This window comes from Bacillus cereus group sp. BfR-BA-01524 (assembly GCF_022662595.1).
Lineage (GTDB): Bacteria > Bacillota > Bacilli > Bacillales > Bacillaceae_G > Bacillus_A > Bacillus_A thuringiensis_S.
The window spans coordinates 1-21,354 of record NZ_JAKUDW010000049.1; the positions used below are offsets into that span (position 1 = coordinate 1).

The window sequence follows — 21,354 nt, forward strand, 5'->3', positions numbered from 1 at the left end:
GCTTTCGGTTCTTCTTTAACTTTTACTTCTTCTTTAACCTTTGCCTCTTCTTTAGGCTTTACTATTTCTTGTGCTTTCGGTTCTTCTTTAACTTTTACTTCTTCTTTAGGCTTTACTATTTCTTGTGCTTTCGTTGTTTCTTTCGCTTTTGCTACTTTCTGCGTCTTTACTTCTTTCTTTTCTTTAACTGATTTTTGTACTTTCGTTACTTGCTCCGTTTTCTCTTCAGTTTTCTTTTCAGTTGGTGCTGTACTTGATAGGAAAGAAACGTTTGCATAAGCAGTTTTTCCTTTATACTCAAATTGCAGCCATCCGTCTTTTACTTGATGCGTTGATTCAATTACATCATCTTTTTTTAGTCTGCCAAGAATTTCTGAATCTGTGTTTGCTTCGGTACGTACATTTAACAAATTCGCCGTTACATGATACACATCTTTTGTAAACTCCGAACTTACAAACACTTCTTTACCGTTCAATTCAATTTTTGACCAGCCATCTTCGGTATTGATGACTTTTAACTCTTGCCCATTCTTTACTTTTTCGACCACTTTTGATTCTGTAGTCGGTTTTTCACGTACGTTAAGTACATCTGCTGTTACGATTGTTTCTGCGGTAGCAGTTGTGGTAAACGCCCCCAATCCAAAAATAGTTGCTGTTGCTGCGCCAATTACTTTTTTCATATTAGCCTCCATTATATTTTTTTGAATTTTATCAAATGTCTCTGTAAAATTGTATAATTTTACATAATATCAAAACATTTGCAACAGTATATTAATACGGCTTAATATACTGTTATTAAAACTCCTCACTTCAATACTAACAAATTCTTATTTCTAATTCTATATATTATAAATCTCCTTATCTTTTATAAAAGCCCCATGCCCTTCTTCACACTAAATAGTTGTTGCAATTCCCGCCAAAAATAAACTTACGATTGCTAAAATTTGAGTAGCGACTATAGCCCCTCTTAAATGAAACTTATAATCTTTATATCCTTTCATACCTGCCGTACTAGGAATCACAACAAACCTTGGAGTAATCCAGCAAAAAATTAGCCAATCAATTATAAGTAAATCTACTAAATTGAAAATCATTAAAATACCAAAAGTGTGTAAATAAGCATCAATATACAATAATTTTTCATGCTTATGTAATATATATGTAGAAACGAAAGGACAACCGAAAAGAATAGCATTATATACAATATTAAAGTAAATGGTTTGCTTTTTTTCATGAATCGATTTTGGAAAAACTACTTTTTGAATATCTTTCGGATAATCAGTTAACGATAGTCGAGGATTATAATATAAGGACCCTAAAATCATTACGGATAGTACAGTAGACATGATGACACCAACGTACATCATTTGCTCAAATTGATTCATACGCTTCATTCACCCTTTCTGTAATTACTATGTTGATCATTCACTTAATTACACATTGTATGTACGTACATAATCAAAAATTAACAACTAGCTTTAATAGCGAAGCAAACAGATGTAAACGTACTAAAAGCAATGATCGATCCAAATAATATCCCTTCTCGTAAAATTTTACTAAGCGTAGGTTTTACATCGGAGAAAGTTTGTGAGATTGATGGATTATCTGGGGAAATTTTGAGCACATACATATAATTACAAAAAGGCAGTGCTACTTATGTAGCACTGCCTTTTTCTTTATTGGAATAATCCTTTTCCTTTATTCATTTACTTATAAAGTATTGTCAGTTCTTCTTTATGTTCTGTATTTCCACATTATAAATATTTCACGTCAAGGAGAGATGACTGAAATGAATAATCAAAAAATTGAACTTACTGGTCGTATCGTTACACCTAATGATCCTGATTATAATTCAGCGCGTGAAGAATTCAATACATTCTTCAACAAATTTCCGTTAATCATTGTTTTTGCTCAAAATACACAGGATGTAGTAAACGCGGTTCGCTGGTCAAGGCTACATAACGTTCCTATACGCATGCGCTCTGGACGTCATAATTATGAGGCATTATCCGTCAGTAATGCTGGTCTTGTAATTGATGTAAGTGAAATGAAACAATTAGAAATAGATCACAATAATGGAACTGTAACTATTGGGACTGGATGGAGAAATATTTCTTTAATTGAAACACTTGCTGCTGAAGGGTTAGTTGTGCCGAGTGGTGTTTGTCCTACTCCCGGGATCGCAGGTGTTACTTTAGGTGGCGGACATAGTATTCTCTCTCGTCCGTTTGGATTGACTCTCGATCATTTACTTGAATTAGAAATGGTAGACGCGAATGGTTGTATAATACGCGCTAACGCCAAGTGTAACTCCGATCTCTATTGGGCTTCGCGCGGTGCTGGTGGTGGTAACTTTGGAATATGTACTTCGTTTAAGTTTAGAACACATAAAATTAATACGGTAGGATTTGCAGAAATAAGCTGGGGGATATCAGATTTAAAACCTGTATTAACCTCTTGGCAAGAATATACGCTACCTTGCGCTAATAAACGACTTACAACTACTCTTTTTATGTCTGCAGGATTAGAACCATCATTATTAATGCAAGGTGTATTTCTCGGTTCTGTTCAAGAATTGCAGACGCTACTACAGCCATTATTAGAAGCCGGTTCACCACTGCAAGTAACTATCGAAGAAATACCATGGGCAGAAGCAGCAGCGAAAATAGCTGAGAAGCAACCTGCAACACCTTTACCATTTAAAAGTGTAGGTCCATATGTGTATGAACTACTACCAGAAGAAGGACTATCCATTATCGATCACTTTATTAATAATGCACCTCCCTTTTCCACCACCTCCGTATTTTTCCACGGATTAGGCGGTGCTGTTGCTGAAGTGCCAAATGAGGCGACTGCTTATTTTTACCGAAAAGCACTATCAAACATGTCAATATTCGCTACTTGGGGGCAACCAGAAGGTGCTGGTGGAAGTATTCGATGGGTTGAAGATTTCCGTTTGGCAATGCTCCCCTTTACAAAAGGTGTCTACGTTAATACGCCTGACCTTTACATTAAAAATTGGCCAGATGCATACTTCAGTTGCAACTTTGACCGATTAATGGAAGTAAAAGCAAAATATGATCCGAAAAATGTCTTTAACTTTCCGCAAAGTATTCCGCTTTTTTAACTGTTTAAATATTTTTCAAACTGCTAAGTAAACATGCATGTTATATTGTTTATTTAGCAGTTTAGTATAAAGGCTCTTTTGTTTACATAACAATATTATGTGGTGCAATGTATTGCTCTTTCATTTCTCTTTTTACTTATAATGACTCTTCCTATACTAAAAGCAAAAGCAATAAAAAATATAGTACTACCCATTAGAAATACTAAATTATAACTACGAATAATTCCTTGCTTATATTTTTCCTTTAGTTGCTTGTAAATCTTGTTCTCCTCATCAGTTTTTAATACTATCTGTTGTTTTTTATTTATTGCTTGCAATACTTGTTCCCTTTCTAAATTTGACAAATCACTTTTTTTAATCACCGTCACTACTTCCCTATTTATCTTCTCTTTTTCAACTAACAACTGATGATTCAGAAACATAACCAGTATTGCTACCCCAACAATACTTCCAACTGTTCTAGAAATATTACATATACTTGCAGCAACACCTGACTTTTCGATCGGTACACTTATAACTGCTGTTGTTGTATACGGTGCTAATGTGCACCCAGTTCCAATCCCAACGATTATTAATCGCCAAATATAATCCCATGTAGTAAAATTTGAATCTATTTGACTAAATAAATATGATGCTACGATAAATGTTAATAGCCCTATACTACCTACTAATGAGCTTCCCCGATTTGCTGCAATTGGTGTTACGATTACTGTAACAAGCATTGAAACAATCGCTAGTGTGCTAATTATTAAACCTGACTGTAATTCAGACATGCCTTCTACTTGAACGAAATAAAAAGCAAGTATAAACAAAAAGTTCATTAATCCCATTCCAACAAAGAATAAAGAAAAAGTCGAGATTGAAAACTCTTTATTTGTGAATAACTTTAATGGCAACATTGGATTTTCACTTTTCTTTTCAATGATAAAAAATAATATAAAACCTATGAGTGAGAGCATAAAAAGAAGTATTAAGCTTATCGTGCTTAAATGGTTTGTATTTACTTGTATGAGTGCATATACAAGTAAGCATAGTGCAGATGCAGAAGTAATCATACCTGCCCAATCTATTTTAGAGCTTGCAGCATGATCATAGGATTCCTTAATACAAAGAATCACGAAGATGAAAGATAATATACCAACTGGAACATTAATAAAAAACACCCAGCTCCAATTCAATTTGTCAGTTAAAATGCCTCCAAGTGAAGGGCCAATTGCCGCTGCTAATCCCCCAAAAGCTCCCATGATGCCTCCTATCATACCTTGTTTCTCTCTCGGTACTAAATTAAGACCTAGCGGCATAGCAACTGGTACGATAACTGCTGCGGAAATTCCTTGTATTATCCTAAAAGCTACTAATGTATGAAAAGAAGTGGCTATACCACACATAAACGAACTAATAGAAAATCCCAATAAGCCAATAATATATAGCTTCTTGCGACCAAACTGATCCGCCAGACGTGCTGCAATTAATAAACACGATACAAAGGCAACATTATAACTATTAGCAACCCAAGAAATTGTATCAATTGAAGTATGAAATGTCTTTGTCATTTCTGGTAATGTGATATTCACAATATTTGAGTCTAAAATCGCCATAAAAAAGCCTGCAATTAAAGCTATTAATGCAAATTTATTCCTCATTTCTGCCACCCTTATTCGTTTTATTGATTTAAAATGCCACTCACAAATAAACTTACACATATCTCTATATACTCTTCTAATTGAATTTCTTCTTCCGATATACTTACATTCATAATGTATAAAAACAATTGTCCATAAAACATATTCGCTATCAAACGGTAATTACAGGTAGAAATGTGTCCCTTCTCACCAAGTTGCTTTAAATATTTTTCTAAGTGATTCACTAGATGTGAATTCAACTCATGTAGTAATGCTTTCATTTCACTATTTTGTCTTGATTCTATTAGCGCAGCCCAAATATAATTTAGCTTTGGCAAATTGATTTGAATGTATGTTTCCGCCACTTTCGTCAAATCCTTATGTAAATCACCAGTAAACTGCTCTTCTATTTCCTCTAACAAAGCCACTGGTGTCGTACGTAATATAATGCTCTCCCTAAAAAGATTTTCCTTATTTTTAAAATTACGAAATATCGTTAACTCGTTTACCCCTGCTTTTTCTGCTACTTCACGAATTGTTGTCGCTGTATATCCTTTTTCACCAAACAATAACGTAGCAGCTTCCATAACTTTTTCTCGTGCTGTTAATTTCCCCATCTTTATTCCTCCAATCAATATGTAAGTAAGTGCTTACTAACATATTATCATAAAAGAAAAATGAAAGTAACTAGTTACTTTCATTTTTCTGAAATCTCATTCTCTATTCCACCACCGAAAGTAAAACTTTCTCAAGCTCATTTTTAGACAACATACTATCATTTATATACACTTGATATGCATTTCTTCCTTCCCTTGCTGGCACAACTATTTTCATAGCCCGTACATGCGATTCTTTATACTCACCGAATGTAACGTTATAGCCATTTAATTTATATTTCTTTATATCTCCAGTAAAATTAGGTCCTCTTTCAGATGGTTTATCAAATGGTCTATCAATAAAGTAATCTTTATATTCTCCTTCAACAATTTCTAATTGATGAATTGTAAAACCTAATTCTGCATCTGAAGTATGTGGCTGTTTTTTTACATTTTGATTTTCATATCTCATCGTAATAAGCGGCATAGGTTTTCCAAGTGTTGCTTCGGCTTTTACCTCTTCCAATACTAATCGATGTCCAACTGGAATATACGTTGGATGCTTAACCGGAAAACCAGTTATTTGTTCAGCTTGTTCAAATGTATAGGTAAAATGTTGATCTATTCTTTCTTCATATGTATGTAATTGTTCCATTACTTCTCTATCTCTCGTTTCTTCATCAGCATTTAGACGATCGGTTGCTGTATATTGTCTTTTTCCATTCTCTACGACACTTACTTTTTTATAAAAATAGTACGATTCCTGTAATAAAGTTACATACTTATCAAAGTCCTTTTCTGTAAATATACTTTTAGCAATTTCTATACGTTCCATCACGCCATTATAACCATCCTCAGTCATTCCCATATCTTGTCTTGCTTTTTCTGGTGTCCCTACAATTTTATCCATTAATGTTGTACCTGCAAAAGTACCGGTCGGTATTAAAATTGCCGCAGCTACAAAGCCAAGTAATAACTTTTTCTTCATAGAAACCTTCCTTTTCATTTTCGACTGTTGGTATTTATAAAAAGAGGTTTGCACTTTATTATATAAATTTGGAGACGGCTCTATATTCTCTGCTTTTCTTTTTAGTTCATTTGTTACATATCTTTCAAAATCCATTTACTTCTTCCTCCCTTTCGTTTGGCATTTGCTCCATTTCCATTCTTAATCGTTTTAGTGCTGTGTGTAGTCGAGATTTCACTGTACCAATAGGGGTTTGAAGAAGTGCAGCAATTTCATCCAATCTATATTCATGGAAGTAACGCATAATAACTACTTCACGATGTTTATAAGATAAATTTTGTACAACTTCTACTAATTCACTTCGTGTTTCTTTATGTAAAATAGCTTCATCCATTATGTAAGACCGATCTTGTTCATACATTTTCTTCTTTTCAAAGATTCGAAATCGTCGCCACGATTTACGGCGCCAATCCTGTACTTCCTTGACAACTAGTCCATGTAACCAAAAACGAAATGAACGATTCCTATCATAGTTTGTTATGGACTTCCACATGTTGATGTACACTTCATTAACTATATCGTCTACATCTTGGTTTTGACTTCCTACTAAAAATACTACTGTTCTATAAATATCTTTACATGTATATTCATAAATAATCTGAAAGGCTTCTTGGTCCCCAGACTCCATTTTATATAGCCATTCTTTTAATTGTACTTCATCCAAAGTTTCGTTCCCCTCTCGTAATCTTTCACACTATATTCGCTCGTTTTTTACAAAAGGTTCATTTTACATGAAAATTTATTTATTACAATAAAAATATAAGGTATATTTTTAAGAAAAGGAGGATTTCAAGAATGAATCAAGAGGATAAAATTTACGCTGAAAAAGTGTTAAAAAATCTATTCATCGGATCACAAGTTGATGGATTACAATTTGGTATTTCTCCAGCCGCTATAAAGATTCATTTCACAAACTTTCACGACTCAGTTGATTATGACGGACAATTATATATCAATATCGAATCCAAATGGTGTTTATTTAATAAACCTCAAAAAAGATACCCATTAAATGAAGATGAATTTGAAGTTTATTCTGAGGAAGAAGAATATGAAAGAATATTTAAGGTAAGAAGACAAAAAGTTACCGATATACAACTTGGCTTAGAAAGCCCTCATTTAATTATTACATTAGATAGTGGACAAATTATTTTTGTAAATGGTTTTCATGATTATTATGAATGTTGGCAATCTGGTGTTCTATGTGAGCAATGGCTTGTAGTCGCTGCACCTGGGAATGAAATCGCCACTTGGGCTCCCGATGAGTTTATCGATAAATAAACTGTCTTCACGAAGAAGAACCGAAGATATTTTATGAACTACATAACTATTTCTATTACACTTAAACGAATGACCATTTTACTTTAATAGAACTCACTTTATTAAAGCTGAAAGGATGATAATGATGGCATGTGTCCATGATTTTGGAATAATTGACCATTTTACTTCTCAAAAAAATTACGAAGATTATACACCAGAGAAATATCATTGTATTTCTGTTGATGATGATATTATCAGTAGCTTAAATCGAAATTTATCAATTATGAAAACCTACTTTCATACAGTCAAAAATCAAGAACACGGTTTAGCTCATTACGGTATTACAATTATCCCGCCTGAATCATTAGCAATTTTCTATGAAACAGTTACATCTTCAAAGTTCTTCATAAATTCTGATGAGCTGAATGAGTTAGCTTCAAAAATTGAACAAGCTACAGCAGAACAAAAGTACATGATCCATTATGGGCTTTAAATGTAATACAAAAAACGCTTAGGATTTCTCCCAAGCATTTTTTGTATGTTACTAATAAATTTATTCCTTAACCATTTAGTCCATGATTGAGCCTATGGCCCCATCTTTTACAAGTGAGGGCGCCCCTATTAATCTAAATAAGCGTCTCATTTCCAATCTTCCAGCTAAACCATTTCCCATGCCCTTCTGTTTCTCCAACCGTTTCACGATATTCGTTTCCGTTAATATAATAATCAATATGAAGGTCACGATCCCACATGTTGTTATAAAGGTGGAATACATCACGTTTCGCGCCAATTTCTTGTATTTGTTTTTCTAACTTATGTTTTACTTGTTCTGGTATTTGATTTGCGACGTGTGTATGGAAAATACAAATAACAGCTTCTTCACTTATTTGTTCAATAATAGATGATAATAGCTCTACACCGTCTCCTTCTATGAATTGGACAGATTCATTTTTCACTAAAGATGCAGCTTGATCAAACATCTCAAGCCTTTCTTTATGTTCTGGCCAAATTAAAGCACGTAACCATAAATAATCTTCCTCATTATGTAAATCATTCACATGTAAGTCCAGTCCGATTCTTTCTACGACAGATGGGCTTTCTTTTAGAAAACGCGGCACATTCTCTCCTCTTATTTCAGAAGTTACATGCACATTTGAATTTATATTTCCGTACATTTCATCCGTTCCGTACGAATAACGATATTGGTCCCAGAACAGTTGTAACCCAGAACTTGTCCCAATTTCAATTAACGCTAACGGCTTCTTCACTTTGTTAAATATGTAGCAGAAACTTGGGTATAAGTATGCACACCGTCTTACTTCATTCGTTTGAACGAGTTTCGTTTGTAACAATGTAATGATGTCTTCTCGGTACTCTTTACAGAAATCTTTAAAATGATCAAAAGCTTTATTTAAATTTGTATCAGCATTTTCAACTAAACTACTATAATACGTTTTTAAATGATGTTCTTTCCCTGCTAATAATAAATAATGTACTGCACCTAATAATAAGTTTGGGACTGGTTGACCTGCTTGAGCATAGAACGATAGTGTAAGTACTTCCTCATCTTCAGCAATTTTCATTGATAAATATTCATATAAATCACTTGACCCTGTACATTCCTTTATTGAGAAGTTTCGAAATAAGTTTGAAATTTGTTCTTTTGTACGCATTAGAATACCTCCTTTTTATTTTTCAGAATAATCTTACCATTACAGAAAGAAAAACCCCATAAAAAGGTACTCGATTTAGTCACTTAAGGATACGTAAGCTTTTTCGAGATAATTTCAAACTGTAATTTTTTTCTATTTATCACCTTAAAAGAGCTTGTTAAATAAGATTTTTAGCGAATAAAACGTTAAATAGTTTAAAATTATCAGATAACACTAGATATTTTAGTCTATTAATTATTATAATAGAGTATGAGATGGTTATATAATTGAGACAAAAAAGGTATACACCTAGGTGGGGCCTAGGCGGTGTTTCTCTTTTACGGCTTAGACATAGAAAACACCTACACTTTTTTGCCAATATAGGGGATGGAGAGATTATCATGAGCAACATGCAGCAAAAAACAGACGTTATCTTAATTGGTGCAGGAATTATGAGTGCAACGTTAGGCTCATTACTAAAAGAATTGGCACCAGAATGGGAAATTAAAGTTTTTGAAAAACTCGCAAGTGCCGGGGAAGAAAGCTCTAACGAATGGAATAATGCAGGTACAGGGCATTCTGCGCTATGCGAACTGAACTATACTTCCGAAAAATCTGACGGATCTATAGATATTAGTAAGGCTGTAAAAGTGAATGAGCAATTCCAGCTTTCAAGACAATTTTGGGCATATCTTGTAAAGAGCAAATTAATTCGTAATCCACAAGATTTTATTATGCCACTACCTCATATGAGTTTAGTACAAGGGGAAAAAAATGTTGAGTTTCTAAAAAACCGTTTTGAAGCGCTTTCAAAAAATCCACTGTTTCAAGGAATGGAATTTTCTGATGCTCCTGAAACATTAAAAAAATGGCTTCCACTCATTATGGAAGGCCGCACATCTAATGAAGTGATGGCGGCAACGAAGATTGACTCTGGAACAGATGTTAACTTCGGTGCATTAACACGTATGTTGTTTGATTACTTAAAAACAAAAAATGTCGAGCTAAACTACAAGCATAGTGTCGAAAATATTAAGCGCACGAAAAATGGTTTGTGGGAAGTAAAAGTACACGATATGAATAGTGGTAAAATTGAACATCATACTGCTAAATTCGTCTTTATTGGCGGCGGTGGCGGTAGCCTACCTCTACTTCAAAAGACTGGTATCCCTGAATCAAAGCATATCGGTGGATTCCCGGTAAGTGGACTATTTATGGTATGTAAAAACCAAAAAGTTGTAGAGCAGCATCATGCGAAAGTGTACGGTAAAGCTAAAGTTGGCGCTCCGCCAATGTCTGTACCTCATCTAGATACGAGATATATAGACAATAAAAAAGCTTTACTGTTTGGACCATTCGCAGGCTTTTCACCTAAATTCTTAAAAACTGGCTCAAACCTTGACTTAATCGGTTCTGTAAAACCGAATAACGTCTTAACGATGTTAGCTGCTGGTGTAAAAGAAATGGGACTTACAAAATACTTAATTCAGCAAGTTATGTTATCACATGAAAAACGTATGGAAGAATTACGCGAATTCATTCCGAACGCGCAAAGTGAAGATTGGGATATTGTAGTTGCTGGACAACGTGTACAAGTAATTAAAGATACTGATGCTGGCGGTAAAGGAACACTTCAATTTGGTACAGAAGTAGTAAGTGCAGCTGACGGCTCAATCGCCGCATTACTAGGTGCATCACCAGGTGCTTCTACTGCTGTTCACGTCATGCTTGAAGTATTAGAAAAATGTTTCCCAAGCCGCATGGTAGAATGGGAAGAAAAAATAAAAGAAATGATTCCTTCATATGGCATTTCACTAACTGAAAATCCAAGATTGTTCCAAGATCTTCACACTTCGACTGGTCGTACACTTGGATTAAACGAAAAAGAAACTGTTCATAATTAATGAAGAAATAAAAAAAACGTCCGATATATTCGGACGTTTTTTTTGTCTATTAAAAATTATACTTATCAATATTATCTTTCATAAATACAACTCGTTCTGGCAATACGATAATTCCGTTTCCTTCTGCCTCATAATCATATCCTTGAATGGAGTTTGGCTCTACTTTCACTTTTCCGATTCCTTTTACTTCAAAGCTATCCCCTACTTTTAACTTCTTTCCTTTTACAACAATTTCATTTGCTACATAAGTTGCCAACGCACCTTGCTGTTTGACATCCCATAATCCGAATTGTTGTACTGTTCCTCGTTTTACATAATCACGCATAACGTTCGGTGTAGAAAATCCAGTTACCACTACTTTTTTATCCATTTTTAAGTTTTCAGCTGCTTGCGCCATGGCTGGGAGTGCTGTTGCATCTGGACAAATAACTGCGTTAATATCTGGATACGTTTTTAATATGTTCTCCCCTACAGATAAAGATTTTTGTGCATTATTTTCACCGTACTGCGTCGTTATAATTTCCCAGTTCGGATATTTCTTTTTAATAATTTCTTTCGCTTTCGTTACCCATTGGTTTTGATCTGTTACTGTTGGGCTAGAGTAAAAGAAGGCTACTTTTCCTTTATCTCCAATTTGCTTAGAAGTCATTTCAATTAATAAGTTAGCAAGTTGGTCTGGTGTTCCTTGGCTGATATAAAAGGAACGGTCTTTCGGATTCACATCAGAATCCCACGTTAAGACGGTCATTCCTTTTTTCTTAGCACGTTGTAGTGATTGCGATAAACCATCAACTGATGTAGAGGAAACCATAAGTGCATCATAGTTTTGGTTAATAAAATTATTTATATACTTTACTTGCCCTGATACACTCGCTTCAGACGGCCCATCATATTTCACTTGTACGCCTAGCTTCTCTCCCATCTCCTTTGCTCCTTCACCTCCCGATGTAAAGAAGCCAACTCCAGTTAACTTCGGGATAAATGCAAATTTCACATCATCAGCTTTTTTCTTATCTGCCGTTTGACTGGAACAAGCGATTAAACCAATTAAACAAATACATACAATCAATACAATCCCTAGTTTTCTCTTCATGACATTTCCCCCTTATGCAAATTTCGTCTTTTCCCTGCTAAGAATTGATGTAATTTGAAATGTCTCATAATAACTGAAAGAATAAGAATCATACCAATTACTACGTTGGATTGTTCATTTGTTAAACCCGTCATTTGCAAACCATACTGCATGAGCCCAATAAAAATACTCGCTAGTACAGTACCAATAATACTTCCTTTTCCTCCCGTAATAAGTGTCCCGCCTAATACGACTGCTGTAATGATTGGTAAAATTGTTTCATTTCCCATATCAGCACGTGCGGAACCAAAATATGCGGTTAAGAAAGCACCTCCTAATCCACCTCCTAACCCAGAAAGTATGTAAGCGATAATGACTACTTTTTTCGTTTTAATCCCGGTGTATTTTGCTGTATTTTCGTTCGCTCCTGTTAATTTTACATGGCGCCCGTATATAGTTCGGTGAAATAATACAGTATATAAAACTGTTAATACGATCAGTAGCCATAATAAATTCGGTATTCCTATAAAACTACCGTTTGCCAGTTGTACAAATGTGTCAGGTAAACCGCTTATTCCTTCATACCCAGAAGCACCTGCTCCTCCTGAAATGACGAGTGCAATTCCTCCGTATAAAAACATCGTTCCGAGTGTAACGACGAGTGGTTCTACATCCGTCATTTTTATAATGAGTCCGTTTGAAGCGCCTGCTAAACAACTAATTATTAGGGCGATTATGACAGCAAACAAAATAGGTATTCCGTTCATCCAAAGTACACCAATCAAGATCGAAGTGAGCCCCATTATTGATCCGACCGATACATCAATTCCTCCTGTTACAATAACGAAAGTCATTGGTATCGCCGCAATTGCGATAAATAGGAAATCATTTGTACTAAAAAGGAGATTACTAATATTTAAGAAATCACTATTTATAAAACTAAAAAGGATGAATTCTATAAGAAGTAATACAATTAGAACCCCTTCCCATCTATATAAATACTTCATAGATTCATCCTCCTTTTTGCCTTCCACTTTTTCATAACACTATCTAATATGATGATGAGTAATAATAAAAAACCTGAAATGGCATTATTCCAAAATGCTGGTATTTTTAAAAAGACGAGTGAGCTGCTTATTGTTTCTAAAAATAACGCTCCTAATGCAGCTCCAAATATAGAACCTGTTCCTCCTTTTAAATGAATTCCTCCTAGTACAGCGGCTGCGATTACTTGTAATTCTAATCCTGTACCTGTTTGATTTGGGACGAACCCGATATTCATAACAAATATGCAACCAGCGAGCGCAGCGCTTATGCCTGAAATCATAAACGCATATATCTTCACTTTATTAACAGGTATACCAATAAGCCTCGCGCCATCTTCATTATCACCTACTGCATAAAAGTATCTTCCCAATGGCACTTTTCTTAAAAAGAAGTATAGTAGTAGTAAAATAATAAAAACGAACCATACAGTTATAGGTAAACCAAGAATGATGATAGATGACAGCTGCTTAAAATCGTTTGGAATATCTTCAATCCACTTCCCGCCTGTGAAAATTAACATTGCACCTCTAACAATTCCTAACATGCCTAATGTCATAATAATGGCTGGTACCCGAAACTTCGCAACTCCAATACCATTTACGAAACCGATAATGGCCCCAAGTATAATAGCTACAAATATCGACAAGAATGCACTATCCCCATTCGTTAACATCATTCCGCAAACTACTGCACTTAACCCCATGCTTGAACCAACTGATACATCTATATTTTTCGTAAATAAGACGAACGATTGGCCAATTGCTAGCACGACTAAAATAACGCTAGATTTCATCATTAAAGATAATGAATCAAATTGAATAAAACTAGGGTTTATCATTCCTACAATAGCTATATACATTAGTAGTAACAGTATGATAGACGTTTCATGCATTTTTAACATACGTTTCATTTCGCTACACCTCCGTTTGCAAGGCGTGTAACTTCATTCACACTCAGTTGTTCTTTTTCCATATGAGAAACAAATCGTCCATTTCTCATTACATATACACGGTTTACTAATTGAACAATTTCTTCAACATCTGAAGAGATTAATAAAATTGCAAGTCCTTCCCTTTTCATTTTTTCTATCGTCTCATACACTTCAAGCCTTGCTTTCGCATCAATTCCGCGAGTCGGTTCATCAAGAATAATAATTTTCGGATTACATGCGAGATACTTCGCAAGTACGACTTTTTGCTGATTTCCTCCCGATAAAGATGCGAGTTCTTCATTCATATTCTGTACAACAATTCGGAATTGTTCTATAAAAAAATTAACTAAAGCGCTTTCTTTTTCTTGATTTATAAAAAAGCGATTATTTTGCTGTAAACTTGCTGCTGCAATATTTTCTTTAACAGAAGCAATTGAGAAAATTCCATTCCTCGCCCTATCCTCTGGCACATAAACTAGTCCTTCGTCTAGCCTTTTATGCAAAGAACACGTATCAATTGATTTTCCATCTAATAAGATAGACCCTGATTTTATAGTTTTCAATCCAAATATCGCTTCTGCTAATTCCGTTCTGCCAGATCCTATAATGCCAGCAACACCTACAACCTCTCCCGCATGTACAGTGAATGATATATTTTTGAATGCGTGACCATTTATATCAACCACTTCTAATATTTTTTTCGTCCTTGCTGTCTCTTGAACTACTTCTATTTTCTCTTTCTGTTTATATCCTTTTGGCAATAGTCCCTCCATTAGCATGTCATATGTATAGTCACATACATCACCTTGGCTTACAATCATTCCATCACGTAGTATTGCTACTTTGTTGGCAATTTCAAAGATTTCTGGAAAACGATGCGTAATATAAATCATCCCAATTCCTTTTTCTTGTAAACTTTTCATCAACACAAAAAGACTCTTAATTTCGTGTGTTGTTAATGTCGATGTTGGCTCATCTAGAATAAGAATCTCAGCTTCTCTTATTAATCCTCTAACGATTTCTACTAACTGTTGCTGCGCAATGGATAATGATGCTCCTAACTCATAAAGGTCAATATCCCACCCTAGACTGTTAATCAATTGCTGAATCTGTACTCTTAGTTTCTTTTTCTTTTCTTTTAACCCGATACATATATTTTCTTCAATAGTCATATGCGGAAAAATGAGTGGTTCTTGCGGTATTAAATAAATACCTTTTCTATGTGCTTCTGACGGATTTGAAAACTGTTGCTTCATTCCTTTTACATACATCTCTCCATCATCATACGAATATAACCCCGTTAATATTTTCATTAATGTTGATTTCCCGGCGCCATTCCCCCCCACTAAAGCGTATATATCTCCACGCTCTACTTGTAAGTTCACTTCTTTTAATACAAGTTGATTTAAAAACGCCTTACTCATTTTCTTTATTTGTAATAAAGGTACGTTCTCCACATGATGTCACCTGCCTTTATCCAGAACATTTTTTGAGAAAATGATTATTTGTTCTACTTGTTTTGTAGCATTGTATATTCCTTTTTTTATATCTAGAACACTTTTTTCAATGTACTATTAATCGTTTCAACTGGAATAAACAAAATATGTGACACATATGTTTAAGCATTGGTCAATTGTTGAAAGGGATGAAGAGTATGTCACAGCTGAACTTTGAAGAAAATTTATTAACTAAAGTAGCTTGGTACTATTATAAAGATCAATTAACACAACAAGAGATTGCTTCACTTCTTCATATTTCAAGAAATAAAGTCGTCCGGTTATTAGATAAGGCACGCAGTGAAGGTATCGTTACATTTCACGTAAAAGGGACCGGTTTGCATTGCTTGAGCATTGAACGTGACTTAATGAAAAAGTTCCACTTGAAAGATGCCTTTATTATCCCTACTCCAATAGCCAATTATGCTACTTCTCTCGGAAAAGCCGCTGCACAATATTTAGAGACTCATCTCCAACAAGGTGATTTACTCGGCATCGGCTGGGGTGAAACAATAAGTAAAATGCTAGAAAACATTCATTTTGAAAGTTCTATTAATCTTTCATTCGTAACGCTAACAGGGGGAGTAAACCACTATCTTCCAAGAAAACAAAACTATTTACACTACATGCAAGGTGATCTTCACATTATTCCTACTCCTTTTCTAGCATCTTCTACTGAAATGGCACAAAGTATTTTATCAGAACCAAGTGTGAAAGATATGCTTCATGTCGCTTCACTTGCACATACAGCAGTTGTCGGTATTGGCGGGTTATCTCAAGACGCTACGATTGTAAAAGAAGAAAAATTAACGCTACGTGAAATGACATATATTCGAAGTCAAAATGGGGCGGGCGATATTTTAGGACAGTTTTATAATACGAATGGTGAGTTATTAGAGCTCTCGCATCATAATCGTCTAATTGGCACACCACTTACGATTCTTCGCAGTATGAAGCATGTCATTGGTGTGGCTGGAGGTACTCAAAAGATAGATGCCATTTATGGGGCTTTAAAAGGGAGATTTATTCATACATTAATTACTGATGAAGAAACTGCGCTCTCCTTATTAAGAAAGGAAGGTGATTCTTAATGTCTACTTTATTAGCTTTCGATGCTGGTACAGGAAGCATACGAGCTGTTCTCTTTGATTTACATGGCAATCAAATTGCAGTAAGCCAAAAAGAATGGGTTCATAAAACTGATCCTCGTTACCCCGGTTCTATGAATTTTGATGTAAAAGAAAACTGGCAACTTGTACAACAGTGTACGAAAGAAGTTCTGCAAAAAAGTAATATACCTCCCTCTTCTATTCAAGCTATTAGCGCTACAAGTATGCGAGAAGGTTTTGTTTTATATGATAAAAATGGGCAAGAAATATGGGCATGTGCAAATGTTGATGGCCGTGCATCCGCTGAAGTTAGTGAGCTAAAAGAAATCCGCTCACATCTTGAAGAAGATTTATACAGAAAATCTGGGCAAACTTTTTCATTGAGTGCTTTACCACGTCTACTTTGGATTAAAAAACATGAACCAGACGTCTACAACAATATTCACTCCTTTACGATGTTAAATGATTGGATTTTGTATAAATTAAGCGGCGTACTGCAAATCGACCCTTCCAACGGTTGTACGTCCGGAATCTTTGATTTACAAAATAGAAATTGGGATAACGATGTCGCTAAAGAATGTGGTATAACGTTGCCATTTTCACCAAAAGTAAATGAAGCTGGCACTGTGATTGGTAATGTTACAAAAGAGTGTGCAGCACTAACTGGTTTACTTGAAGGAATTCCTGTCGTCGCTGGCGGCGGTGATGCTCAAATGGCAGCACTCGGGACTGGAGTCGTAAAGCCAAATCAAACTTTAATATGCGGCGGCAGCTTTTGGCAACAGGAAGTGAATATTACAGAGTCAACAATGGATCCAAATGCTGCAATTCGAGTAAATTGTCACGTCGTTCCGAACCTTTGGCAATATGAAACGATTGCCTTTTTCCCTGGCCTCGTTATGCGTTGGTTTCGAGACGCTTTTTGCCAAGAAGAAAAAAAGTTCGCTGAAAAACTCGGTGTAGACGCTTATGAATTATTAGAAGAACAAGCGAAAGACGTACCTGTAGGTTCATATGGTATTATCCCTACTTTTTCAAACGTTATGAACTACATTTCTTGGCGTCATGCCGCACCTTCATTCTTAAATTTAAGTTTAGACGCTGACAAATGCGGAAAAAAGGAAATGTTCCGTGCTATTGAAGAAAATGCGGCCTTCGTTACACTTGGAAACTTAAAACTAATTGAAAATCTTACTGGTACATTCCCTTCTGAAGTTGTTTTTGCTGGCGGTGCGGCTAAAGGGAAACTATGGCCACAAATTCTATCAGACGTACTCGGCATACCTGTAAAAGTACCAGTTGTGAAAGAAGCAGCTGCTTTAGGAACTGCGATTGCTGCTGGAGTTGGCGCTGGCATATATTCATCTATGGAAGAGACTGCCGAACAATTTGTACAGTGGGAAAATACATTTGAACCAATCACTGAAAATCACGAGCTATACAAGGAATTCTATGAAACATGGAAAACCGTGTATAGCAGTCAGCTCGCTTTAGCTGACAAAGGACTTACAACACATATGTGGATTGCACCTGGTGCACTGTAACTCATTTACATAAAGGAGTGAACTGTATGTTAAAAGCGAATGAAAATGATTTCTCCTATCGCTTCGGTGATAACGGGCCGAAATATTTAATACAAGGCCCGAATATTGATCTTGGTCTTGTTGTCATTCAGCCTGGGCAAGAGTTTCAAAATCACTATCATACAACGTGTGAAGAAGTTTTTTATGCGTTAGAAGGTGAAATAGACTTCTATGTAAATAACGAAAGAGTTCCGATTAAACAAGGTGATGTCCTGCAAGTTCGCCCTCATGAATCTCACTATCTGATTAACCATTCTGATAAACCTTTTAAAGCTGTTTTTATAAAGTCACCACATTTACCAAATAAAGATACGGTACAAACGGAAAATCCAACATTAACGAAGGAGTGATTTCGAATGACTTGGGGATTTAAAAATCGATTAAATACAATTTTACCTGATGGTAGAGCGGTTATGTTAGCAATAGATCACGGATATTTCTTAGGACCAATTCACGGACTAGAACAACCACTTGAAACAGTAAAAAACTTACTTCCTTATACAGACTCCCTCTTTTTAACGCGCGGTGTACTTAGCTCCTGTATTCCTGAAAACTGCAGTACACCGATGGTTATGCGTGTATCTGGCGGCGCTACTGTCGTCGGTAAAGATTTAGCGAATGAAACAATTGTTACACCTGTAAAAGAAGCAGTGAAGCAAAACGCAATTGGCGTTGGCGTTTCTGTTTTTGTCGGATCAGACTATGAAACACAAACTGTTTCGAATCTCGCAAATGTAGTTTCTGAAGCTCACGATTACGGCCTACCAGTACTCGGTATTACCGCAGTCGCAAAGGAATTACAAAAACGTGAAGCTCGCTTTCTAGCACTTGCTTCCCGCGTATGTGTTGAAATGGGTGCTGATATTATTAAAACGTATTACTGCGAAGGATTCGAAAAAATAACGAGCACATGCCCTGCCCCAGTTGTCATCGCGGGTGGCCCAAAACTAGATTCAATCGAAGACGCATTAAACATTACGTACAATGCACTGCAAGAAGGCGCGATCGGAGTAGACATGGGCCGAAACATATGGCAATCTGAGCACCCAGCTGCGATGATTCAAGCAATACATGGTATTGTGAAGAATAGATTGAATGTGAAAGAGGCGCTTGAACTTTATGATGATGTGAAGAATTAATGTAAAAAGACAGACTATTTATTAGTCTGTCTTTTTTGTTAAAATAAAGTAAAGGAGGAATGATTATGCGAAGAATGACTTTCGAACGTCCTACCGATCATTACGATGAACGCTTATACTCTATTGATGAAAAAATTTGCGCCCTATTAAAAGAACGAAAAGAACTTTCAGGTGATGACCCAGGTTTTCCACATGATGAAGCGATTTATAAATGGGCTAAGCAATACGAATGTTATCCAGACTATCTAAACTCATTATTCTCTTCCATGATGGATGAAGAAGAATTTAAACCTCGCGTTGAACCAACTGGCTTCAAAAAACATGTACCTGTTTTTAAAACTTATGAACATAATGGCGTCATGTATACTGTAACTTTTATTCGGCAATATGCAAATGCTAGTGTAGTTTATTTATATAGCGATTGGGATTCCACGGATGAAGATTTTATTGAAAATAAGCCTCATAGTTTCTTCCAATTATCAATAGATGATACATACGATTGCTGGTCAGAAGGTGGTGGTGGCACCGATGGACATATGAATCATCAATTCGTTATATCTCCTGTCCTTCCTGATAATTTGTCTGGAATAAGCTTACGATTTAAAGAACTCAGTATCCCGTTTAGGAAAGATCAAGCTGTGCTTGAATTTGAAATTCAGATAGACAAATAAGGTGAGACTATAATCAATCCACAAATAGTAAGATAAATAAGGTAATAAAATAAACAAGCCCCTTTCCAAACTGGATAAGGGGCTAAATATACACCTTCAAATGATTACTCTTGATGATTACTATTAAGCTTTGAAATTTTCTTACCTTCTCTATAATTAAGACAAGACACTTCAATTAATAAGCCATTAAATACTGTAAAATAAAAACCATAACTACTACCTCGCATCGAATAAGGTTCCTTATCTATTTCAATGCCGCCTGCTACTAAACGATTATACGCTTGATCCACTTCATTTGTAGTTTCCACTAAAAAACCAATATGAAAAGCTTCCGGATACGTAACTTCCTTATTCCCTTTAAATGCTTTTGGATCACTTAGCACAAGTATAAATCCACTCTCATCACTCATAACTACAAGTGCTTTCCCTTTTTGTTCCAAAAATTGAAAATCAAAAAATGTTTCAAAGAAATGTCTCGCTTCTGATAAGTCATCAACACATAAATTTACATGATTCAGCTTCATGTACTCATCTCCTTTTAAACAGAAGGGATATAGACTCATTTTCATAACCCTTAAATATGTAAGGCAAGATATTCAAGCGTTCCATCTAAGACTATGCTTTATAAGTCTAATATTTTTTTCTATATCCTAGAACATTTTTTTAATGAATGAAAGATTTCCTATCATTTACATCCCCCCAGTAATAAAAAAGAGGATACATGTTTGCTTCTACAACATGTATCCTCTGCTTGTATATTAAGACTGCTGATAAGCCGATTTCGACGATTTCACATAATAAACTGCGTGATCCACATTAATAATATGATCTGGTTTTGGTTTACCACGGCCTGCTCTATGTCCAGCTAAGTGTTCTTCACTTGTTTCCCAGTTTTTCCATGCTTCTTCAGATTCCCAGCGAATCATTACGACAACTTCTTCGTCGCCGCGTCTTACTTTTTTCACGAGAACACTTAAATCGATAAAGCCTTCAAATTTTTCAATAATACCTTCTCCAGTGAAACGTTCTACAACTATATTTGATGTACCTTCTTTTACTGTAAATGTTTTCGTTTCGATAAACATATATCCCACTCCCTCTTTGTAATACGAATACTAGTA

At 35.4% G+C, this 21,354-nt stretch carries 22 protein-coding genes and 1 pseudogene; 10 read left to right on the forward strand and 13 right to left on the reverse strand.

Annotation, left to right across the window (positions count from 1 at the left end):
* Both MR170_RS17905 and MR170_RS17910 read right to left on the reverse strand, forming a co-directional pair.
* A partial coding sequence (locus MR170_RS17905; RefSeq protein WP_242308815.1) for an SH3 domain-containing protein occupies positions 1-680 on the reverse strand: 680 nt, incomplete at its 3' end.
* Between the two features lie 213 nt (positions 681-893).
* Entirely contained in the window at positions 894-1,385 is a 492-nt protein-coding gene (locus MR170_RS17910) for a nitroreductase (protein WP_029442623.1), read from the reverse strand.
* Between the two features lie 84 nt (positions 1,386-1,469).
* Between MR170_RS17910 and MR170_RS17915 the strand changes: the two are divergent.
* Both MR170_RS17915 and MR170_RS17920 read left to right on the forward strand, forming a co-directional pair.
* A pseudogene (locus MR170_RS17915) lies at positions 1,470-1,634 on the forward strand (GNAT family N-acetyltransferase); the annotation flags it as partial.
* A 155-nt stretch (positions 1,635-1,789) separates the two neighbouring features.
* Positions 1,790-3,127 carry an FAD-binding oxidoreductase gene (locus MR170_RS17920; RefSeq protein ID WP_242308816.1) on the forward strand — a complete coding sequence of 446 codons (1,338 nt, stop codon included), beginning with the start codon at positions 1,790-1,792 and terminating at the stop codon, positions 3,125-3,127.
* A 95-nt stretch (positions 3,128-3,222) separates the two neighbouring features.
* Here the strand turns inward: MR170_RS17920 and MR170_RS17925 are convergent, their stop codons facing one another.
* The 4 genes from MR170_RS17925 to MR170_RS17940 all read right to left on the reverse strand — a co-directional run bounded on the left by MR170_RS17925 (position 3,223) and on the right by MR170_RS17940 (position 7,036).
* Positions 3,223-4,770: an MFS transporter gene (locus MR170_RS17925; RefSeq protein WP_242308817.1), complete on the reverse strand. Its 1,548-nt coding sequence runs from the start codon at positions 4,768-4,770 to the stop codon at positions 3,223-3,225.
* 20 nt (positions 4,771-4,790) lie between these two features.
* Positions 4,791-5,366 carry a TetR/AcrR family transcriptional regulator gene (locus MR170_RS17930; protein WP_242308818.1) on the reverse strand — a complete coding sequence of 192 codons (576 nt, stop codon included), beginning with the start codon at positions 5,364-5,366 and terminating at the stop codon, positions 4,791-4,793.
* Between the two features lie 103 nt (positions 5,367-5,469).
* The gene (locus tag MR170_RS17935) at positions 5,470-6,468 is read right to left on the reverse strand and encodes a hypothetical protein (RefSeq protein ID WP_242308819.1); all 999 of its coding nucleotides are present in this window, start codon (positions 6,466-6,468) and stop codon (positions 5,470-5,472) included.
* Positions 6,458-7,036, reverse strand: a complete 579-nt coding sequence (locus tag MR170_RS17940; RefSeq protein ID WP_050844049.1) for a sigma-70 family RNA polymerase sigma factor — start codon at positions 7,034-7,036, stop codon at positions 6,458-6,460. Before MR170_RS17940 ends, MR170_RS17935 begins: the two co-directional genes overlap by 11 nt.
* A gap of 131 nt (positions 7,037-7,167) precedes the next feature.
* On the opposite strand from MR170_RS17940, the gene MR170_RS17945 reads away from it, so the two are divergent.
* Complete coding sequence (locus MR170_RS17945; RefSeq protein WP_050844050.1) at positions 7,168-7,650, forward strand: hypothetical protein; 483 nt, start codon at positions 7,168-7,170, stop codon at positions 7,648-7,650.
* A gap of 121 nt (positions 7,651-7,771) precedes the next feature.
* Complete coding sequence (locus MR170_RS17950) at positions 7,772-8,122, forward strand: hypothetical protein (protein ID WP_050844052.1); 351 nt, start codon at positions 7,772-7,774, stop codon at positions 8,120-8,122.
* A 133-nt stretch (positions 8,123-8,255) separates the two neighbouring features.
* Here MR170_RS17950 and MR170_RS17955 read toward each other — a convergent pair whose 3' ends face one another.
* Positions 8,256-9,302: a DUF2332 domain-containing protein gene (locus tag MR170_RS17955; protein ID WP_242308820.1), complete on the reverse strand. Its 1,047-nt coding sequence runs from the start codon at positions 9,300-9,302 to the stop codon at positions 8,256-8,258.
* Between the two features lie 380 nt (positions 9,303-9,682).
* Here MR170_RS17955 and MR170_RS17960 point away from each other — a divergent pair, with 380 nt between their 5' ends.
* Positions 9,683-11,185 (forward strand): malate:quinone oxidoreductase, encoded by a 1,503-nt coding sequence (locus MR170_RS17960; protein WP_242308821.1) that lies wholly within the window; start codon positions 9,683-9,685, stop codon positions 11,183-11,185.
* Between the two features lie 49 nt (positions 11,186-11,234).
* Here the strand turns inward: MR170_RS17960 and lsrB are convergent, their stop codons facing one another.
* From lsrB to MR170_RS17980, 4 genes are read right to left on the reverse strand one after another with little or no spacing between them, the layout of a single operon-like run.
* Complete coding sequence (gene lsrB, locus MR170_RS17965; protein WP_048565504.1) at positions 11,235-12,278, reverse strand: autoinducer 2 ABC transporter substrate-binding protein LsrB; 1,044 nt, start codon at positions 12,276-12,278, stop codon at positions 11,235-11,237.
* Positions 12,275-13,264, reverse strand: a complete 990-nt coding sequence (locus tag MR170_RS17970) for an ABC transporter permease (protein ID WP_242308823.1) — start codon at positions 13,262-13,264, stop codon at positions 12,275-12,277. The genes lsrB and MR170_RS17970 overlap by 4 nt, the downstream gene beginning before the upstream one ends.
* Positions 13,261-14,214: an ABC transporter permease subunit gene (locus tag MR170_RS17975; protein ID WP_242308824.1), complete on the reverse strand. Its 954-nt coding sequence runs from the start codon at positions 14,212-14,214 to the stop codon at positions 13,261-13,263. Before MR170_RS17975 ends, MR170_RS17970 begins: the two co-directional genes overlap by 4 nt.
* Positions 14,211-15,692 carry a sugar ABC transporter ATP-binding protein gene (locus MR170_RS17980; RefSeq protein WP_029442629.1) on the reverse strand — a complete coding sequence of 494 codons (1,482 nt, stop codon included), beginning with the start codon at positions 15,690-15,692 and terminating at the stop codon, positions 14,211-14,213. The genes MR170_RS17975 and MR170_RS17980 overlap by 4 nt, the downstream gene beginning before the upstream one ends.
* A 179-nt stretch (positions 15,693-15,871) precedes the next feature.
* Here MR170_RS17980 and MR170_RS17985 point away from each other — a divergent pair, with 179 nt between their 5' ends.
* The 5 genes from MR170_RS17985 (at position 15,872) to MR170_RS18005 (ending at position 20,233) form a co-directional block, all read left to right on the forward strand.
* Positions 15,872-16,822: a sugar-binding transcriptional regulator gene (locus MR170_RS17985; RefSeq protein ID WP_141527053.1), complete on the forward strand. Its 951-nt coding sequence runs from the start codon at positions 15,872-15,874 to the stop codon at positions 16,820-16,822.
* Positions 16,822-18,384: an autoinducer-2 kinase gene (gene lsrK, locus MR170_RS17990; RefSeq protein WP_242308825.1), complete on the forward strand. Its 1,563-nt coding sequence runs from the start codon at positions 16,822-16,824 to the stop codon at positions 18,382-18,384. The genes MR170_RS17985 and lsrK overlap by 1 nt, the downstream gene beginning before the upstream one ends.
* Positions 18,385-18,410: 26 nt before the next feature.
* Positions 18,411-18,773, forward strand: coding sequence for a cupin domain-containing protein (locus MR170_RS17995; protein ID WP_000909986.1), 363 nt, complete (start codon positions 18,411-18,413; stop codon positions 18,771-18,773).
* Between the two features lie 6 nt (positions 18,774-18,779).
* A complete protein-coding gene (lsrF, locus tag MR170_RS18000) occupies positions 18,780-19,562 on the forward strand; it encodes a 3-hydroxy-5-phosphonooxypentane-2,4-dione thiolase (RefSeq protein WP_000219780.1) in 783 nt (260 codons plus the stop codon).
* 65 nt (positions 19,563-19,627) lie between these two features.
* A complete protein-coding gene (locus MR170_RS18005) occupies positions 19,628-20,233 on the forward strand; it encodes a hypothetical protein (RefSeq protein ID WP_242308826.1) in 606 nt (201 codons plus the stop codon).
* Positions 20,234-20,337: 104 nt separating this feature from the next.
* Here the strand turns inward: MR170_RS18005 and MR170_RS18010 are convergent, their stop codons facing one another.
* A complete protein-coding gene (locus tag MR170_RS18010; RefSeq protein WP_242308827.1) occupies positions 20,338-20,757 on the reverse strand; it encodes a VOC family protein in 420 nt (139 codons plus the stop codon).
* 234 nt (positions 20,758-20,991) lie between these two features.
* Positions 20,992-21,318: a heme-degrading monooxygenase HmoA gene (hmoA, locus tag MR170_RS18015; protein WP_000469498.1), complete on the reverse strand. Its 327-nt coding sequence runs from the start codon at positions 21,316-21,318 to the stop codon at positions 20,992-20,994.
* Positions 21,319-21,354: the final 36 nt, after the last annotated feature.

Bases quoted from the DNA above. Each gene is read 5' to 3' on its own strand.
- lsrF (WP_000219780.1), top strand. From the start codon at position 18,780: ATGACTTGGGGATTTAAAAATCGATTAAATACAATTTTACCTGATGGT.
- MR170_RS17960 (WP_242308821.1), top strand. From the start codon at position 9,683: ATGAGCAACATGCAGCAAAAAACAGACGTTATCTTAATTGGTGCAGGA.
- MR170_RS17910 (WP_029442623.1), bottom strand. From the start codon at position 1,385: ATGAATCAATTTGAGCAAATGATGTACGTTGGTGTCATCATGTCTACT.
- MR170_RS17950 (WP_050844052.1), top strand. From the start codon at position 7,772: ATGATGGCATGTGTCCATGATTTTGGAATAATTGACCATTTTACTTCT.
- MR170_RS17925 (WP_242308817.1), bottom strand. From the start codon at position 4,770: ATGAGGAATAAATTTGCATTAATAGCTTTAATTGCAGGCTTTTTTATG.
- MR170_RS18010 (WP_242308827.1), bottom strand. From the start codon at position 20,757: ATGAAGCTGAATCATGTAAATTTATGTGTTGATGACTTATCAGAAGCG.
- MR170_RS17930 (WP_242308818.1), bottom strand. From the start codon at position 5,366: ATGGGGAAATTAACAGCACGAGAAAAAGTTATGGAAGCTGCTACGTTA.
- MR170_RS17970 (WP_242308823.1), bottom strand. From the start codon at position 13,264: ATGAAGTATTTATATAGATGGGAAGGGGTTCTAATTGTATTACTTCTT.
- MR170_RS17935 (WP_242308819.1), bottom strand. From the start codon at position 6,468: ATGGATTTTGAAAGATATGTAACAAATGAACTAAAAAGAAAAGCAGAG.
- lsrB (WP_048565504.1), bottom strand. From the start codon at position 12,278: ATGAAGAGAAAACTAGGGATTGTATTGATTGTATGTATTTGTTTAATT.
- MR170_RS17945 (WP_050844050.1), top strand. From the start codon at position 7,168: ATGAATCAAGAGGATAAAATTTACGCTGAAAAAGTGTTAAAAAATCTA.
- MR170_RS17975 (WP_242308824.1), bottom strand. From the start codon at position 14,214: ATGAAACGTATGTTAAAAATGCATGAAACGTCTATCATACTGTTACTA.
- MR170_RS18005 (WP_242308826.1), top strand. From the start codon at position 19,628: ATGCGAAGAATGACTTTCGAACGTCCTACCGATCATTACGATGAACGC.
- lsrK (WP_242308825.1), top strand. From the start codon at position 16,822: ATGTCTACTTTATTAGCTTTCGATGCTGGTACAGGAAGCATACGAGCT.
- hmoA (WP_000469498.1), bottom strand. From the start codon at position 21,318: ATGTTTATCGAAACGAAAACATTTACAGTAAAAGAAGGTACATCAAAT.
- MR170_RS17955 (WP_242308820.1), bottom strand. From the start codon at position 9,302: ATGCGTACAAAAGAACAAATTTCAAACTTATTTCGAAACTTCTCAATA.
- MR170_RS17995 (WP_000909986.1), top strand. From the start codon at position 18,411: ATGTTAAAAGCGAATGAAAATGATTTCTCCTATCGCTTCGGTGATAAC.
- MR170_RS17920 (WP_242308816.1), top strand. From the start codon at position 1,790: ATGAATAATCAAAAAATTGAACTTACTGGTCGTATCGTTACACCTAAT.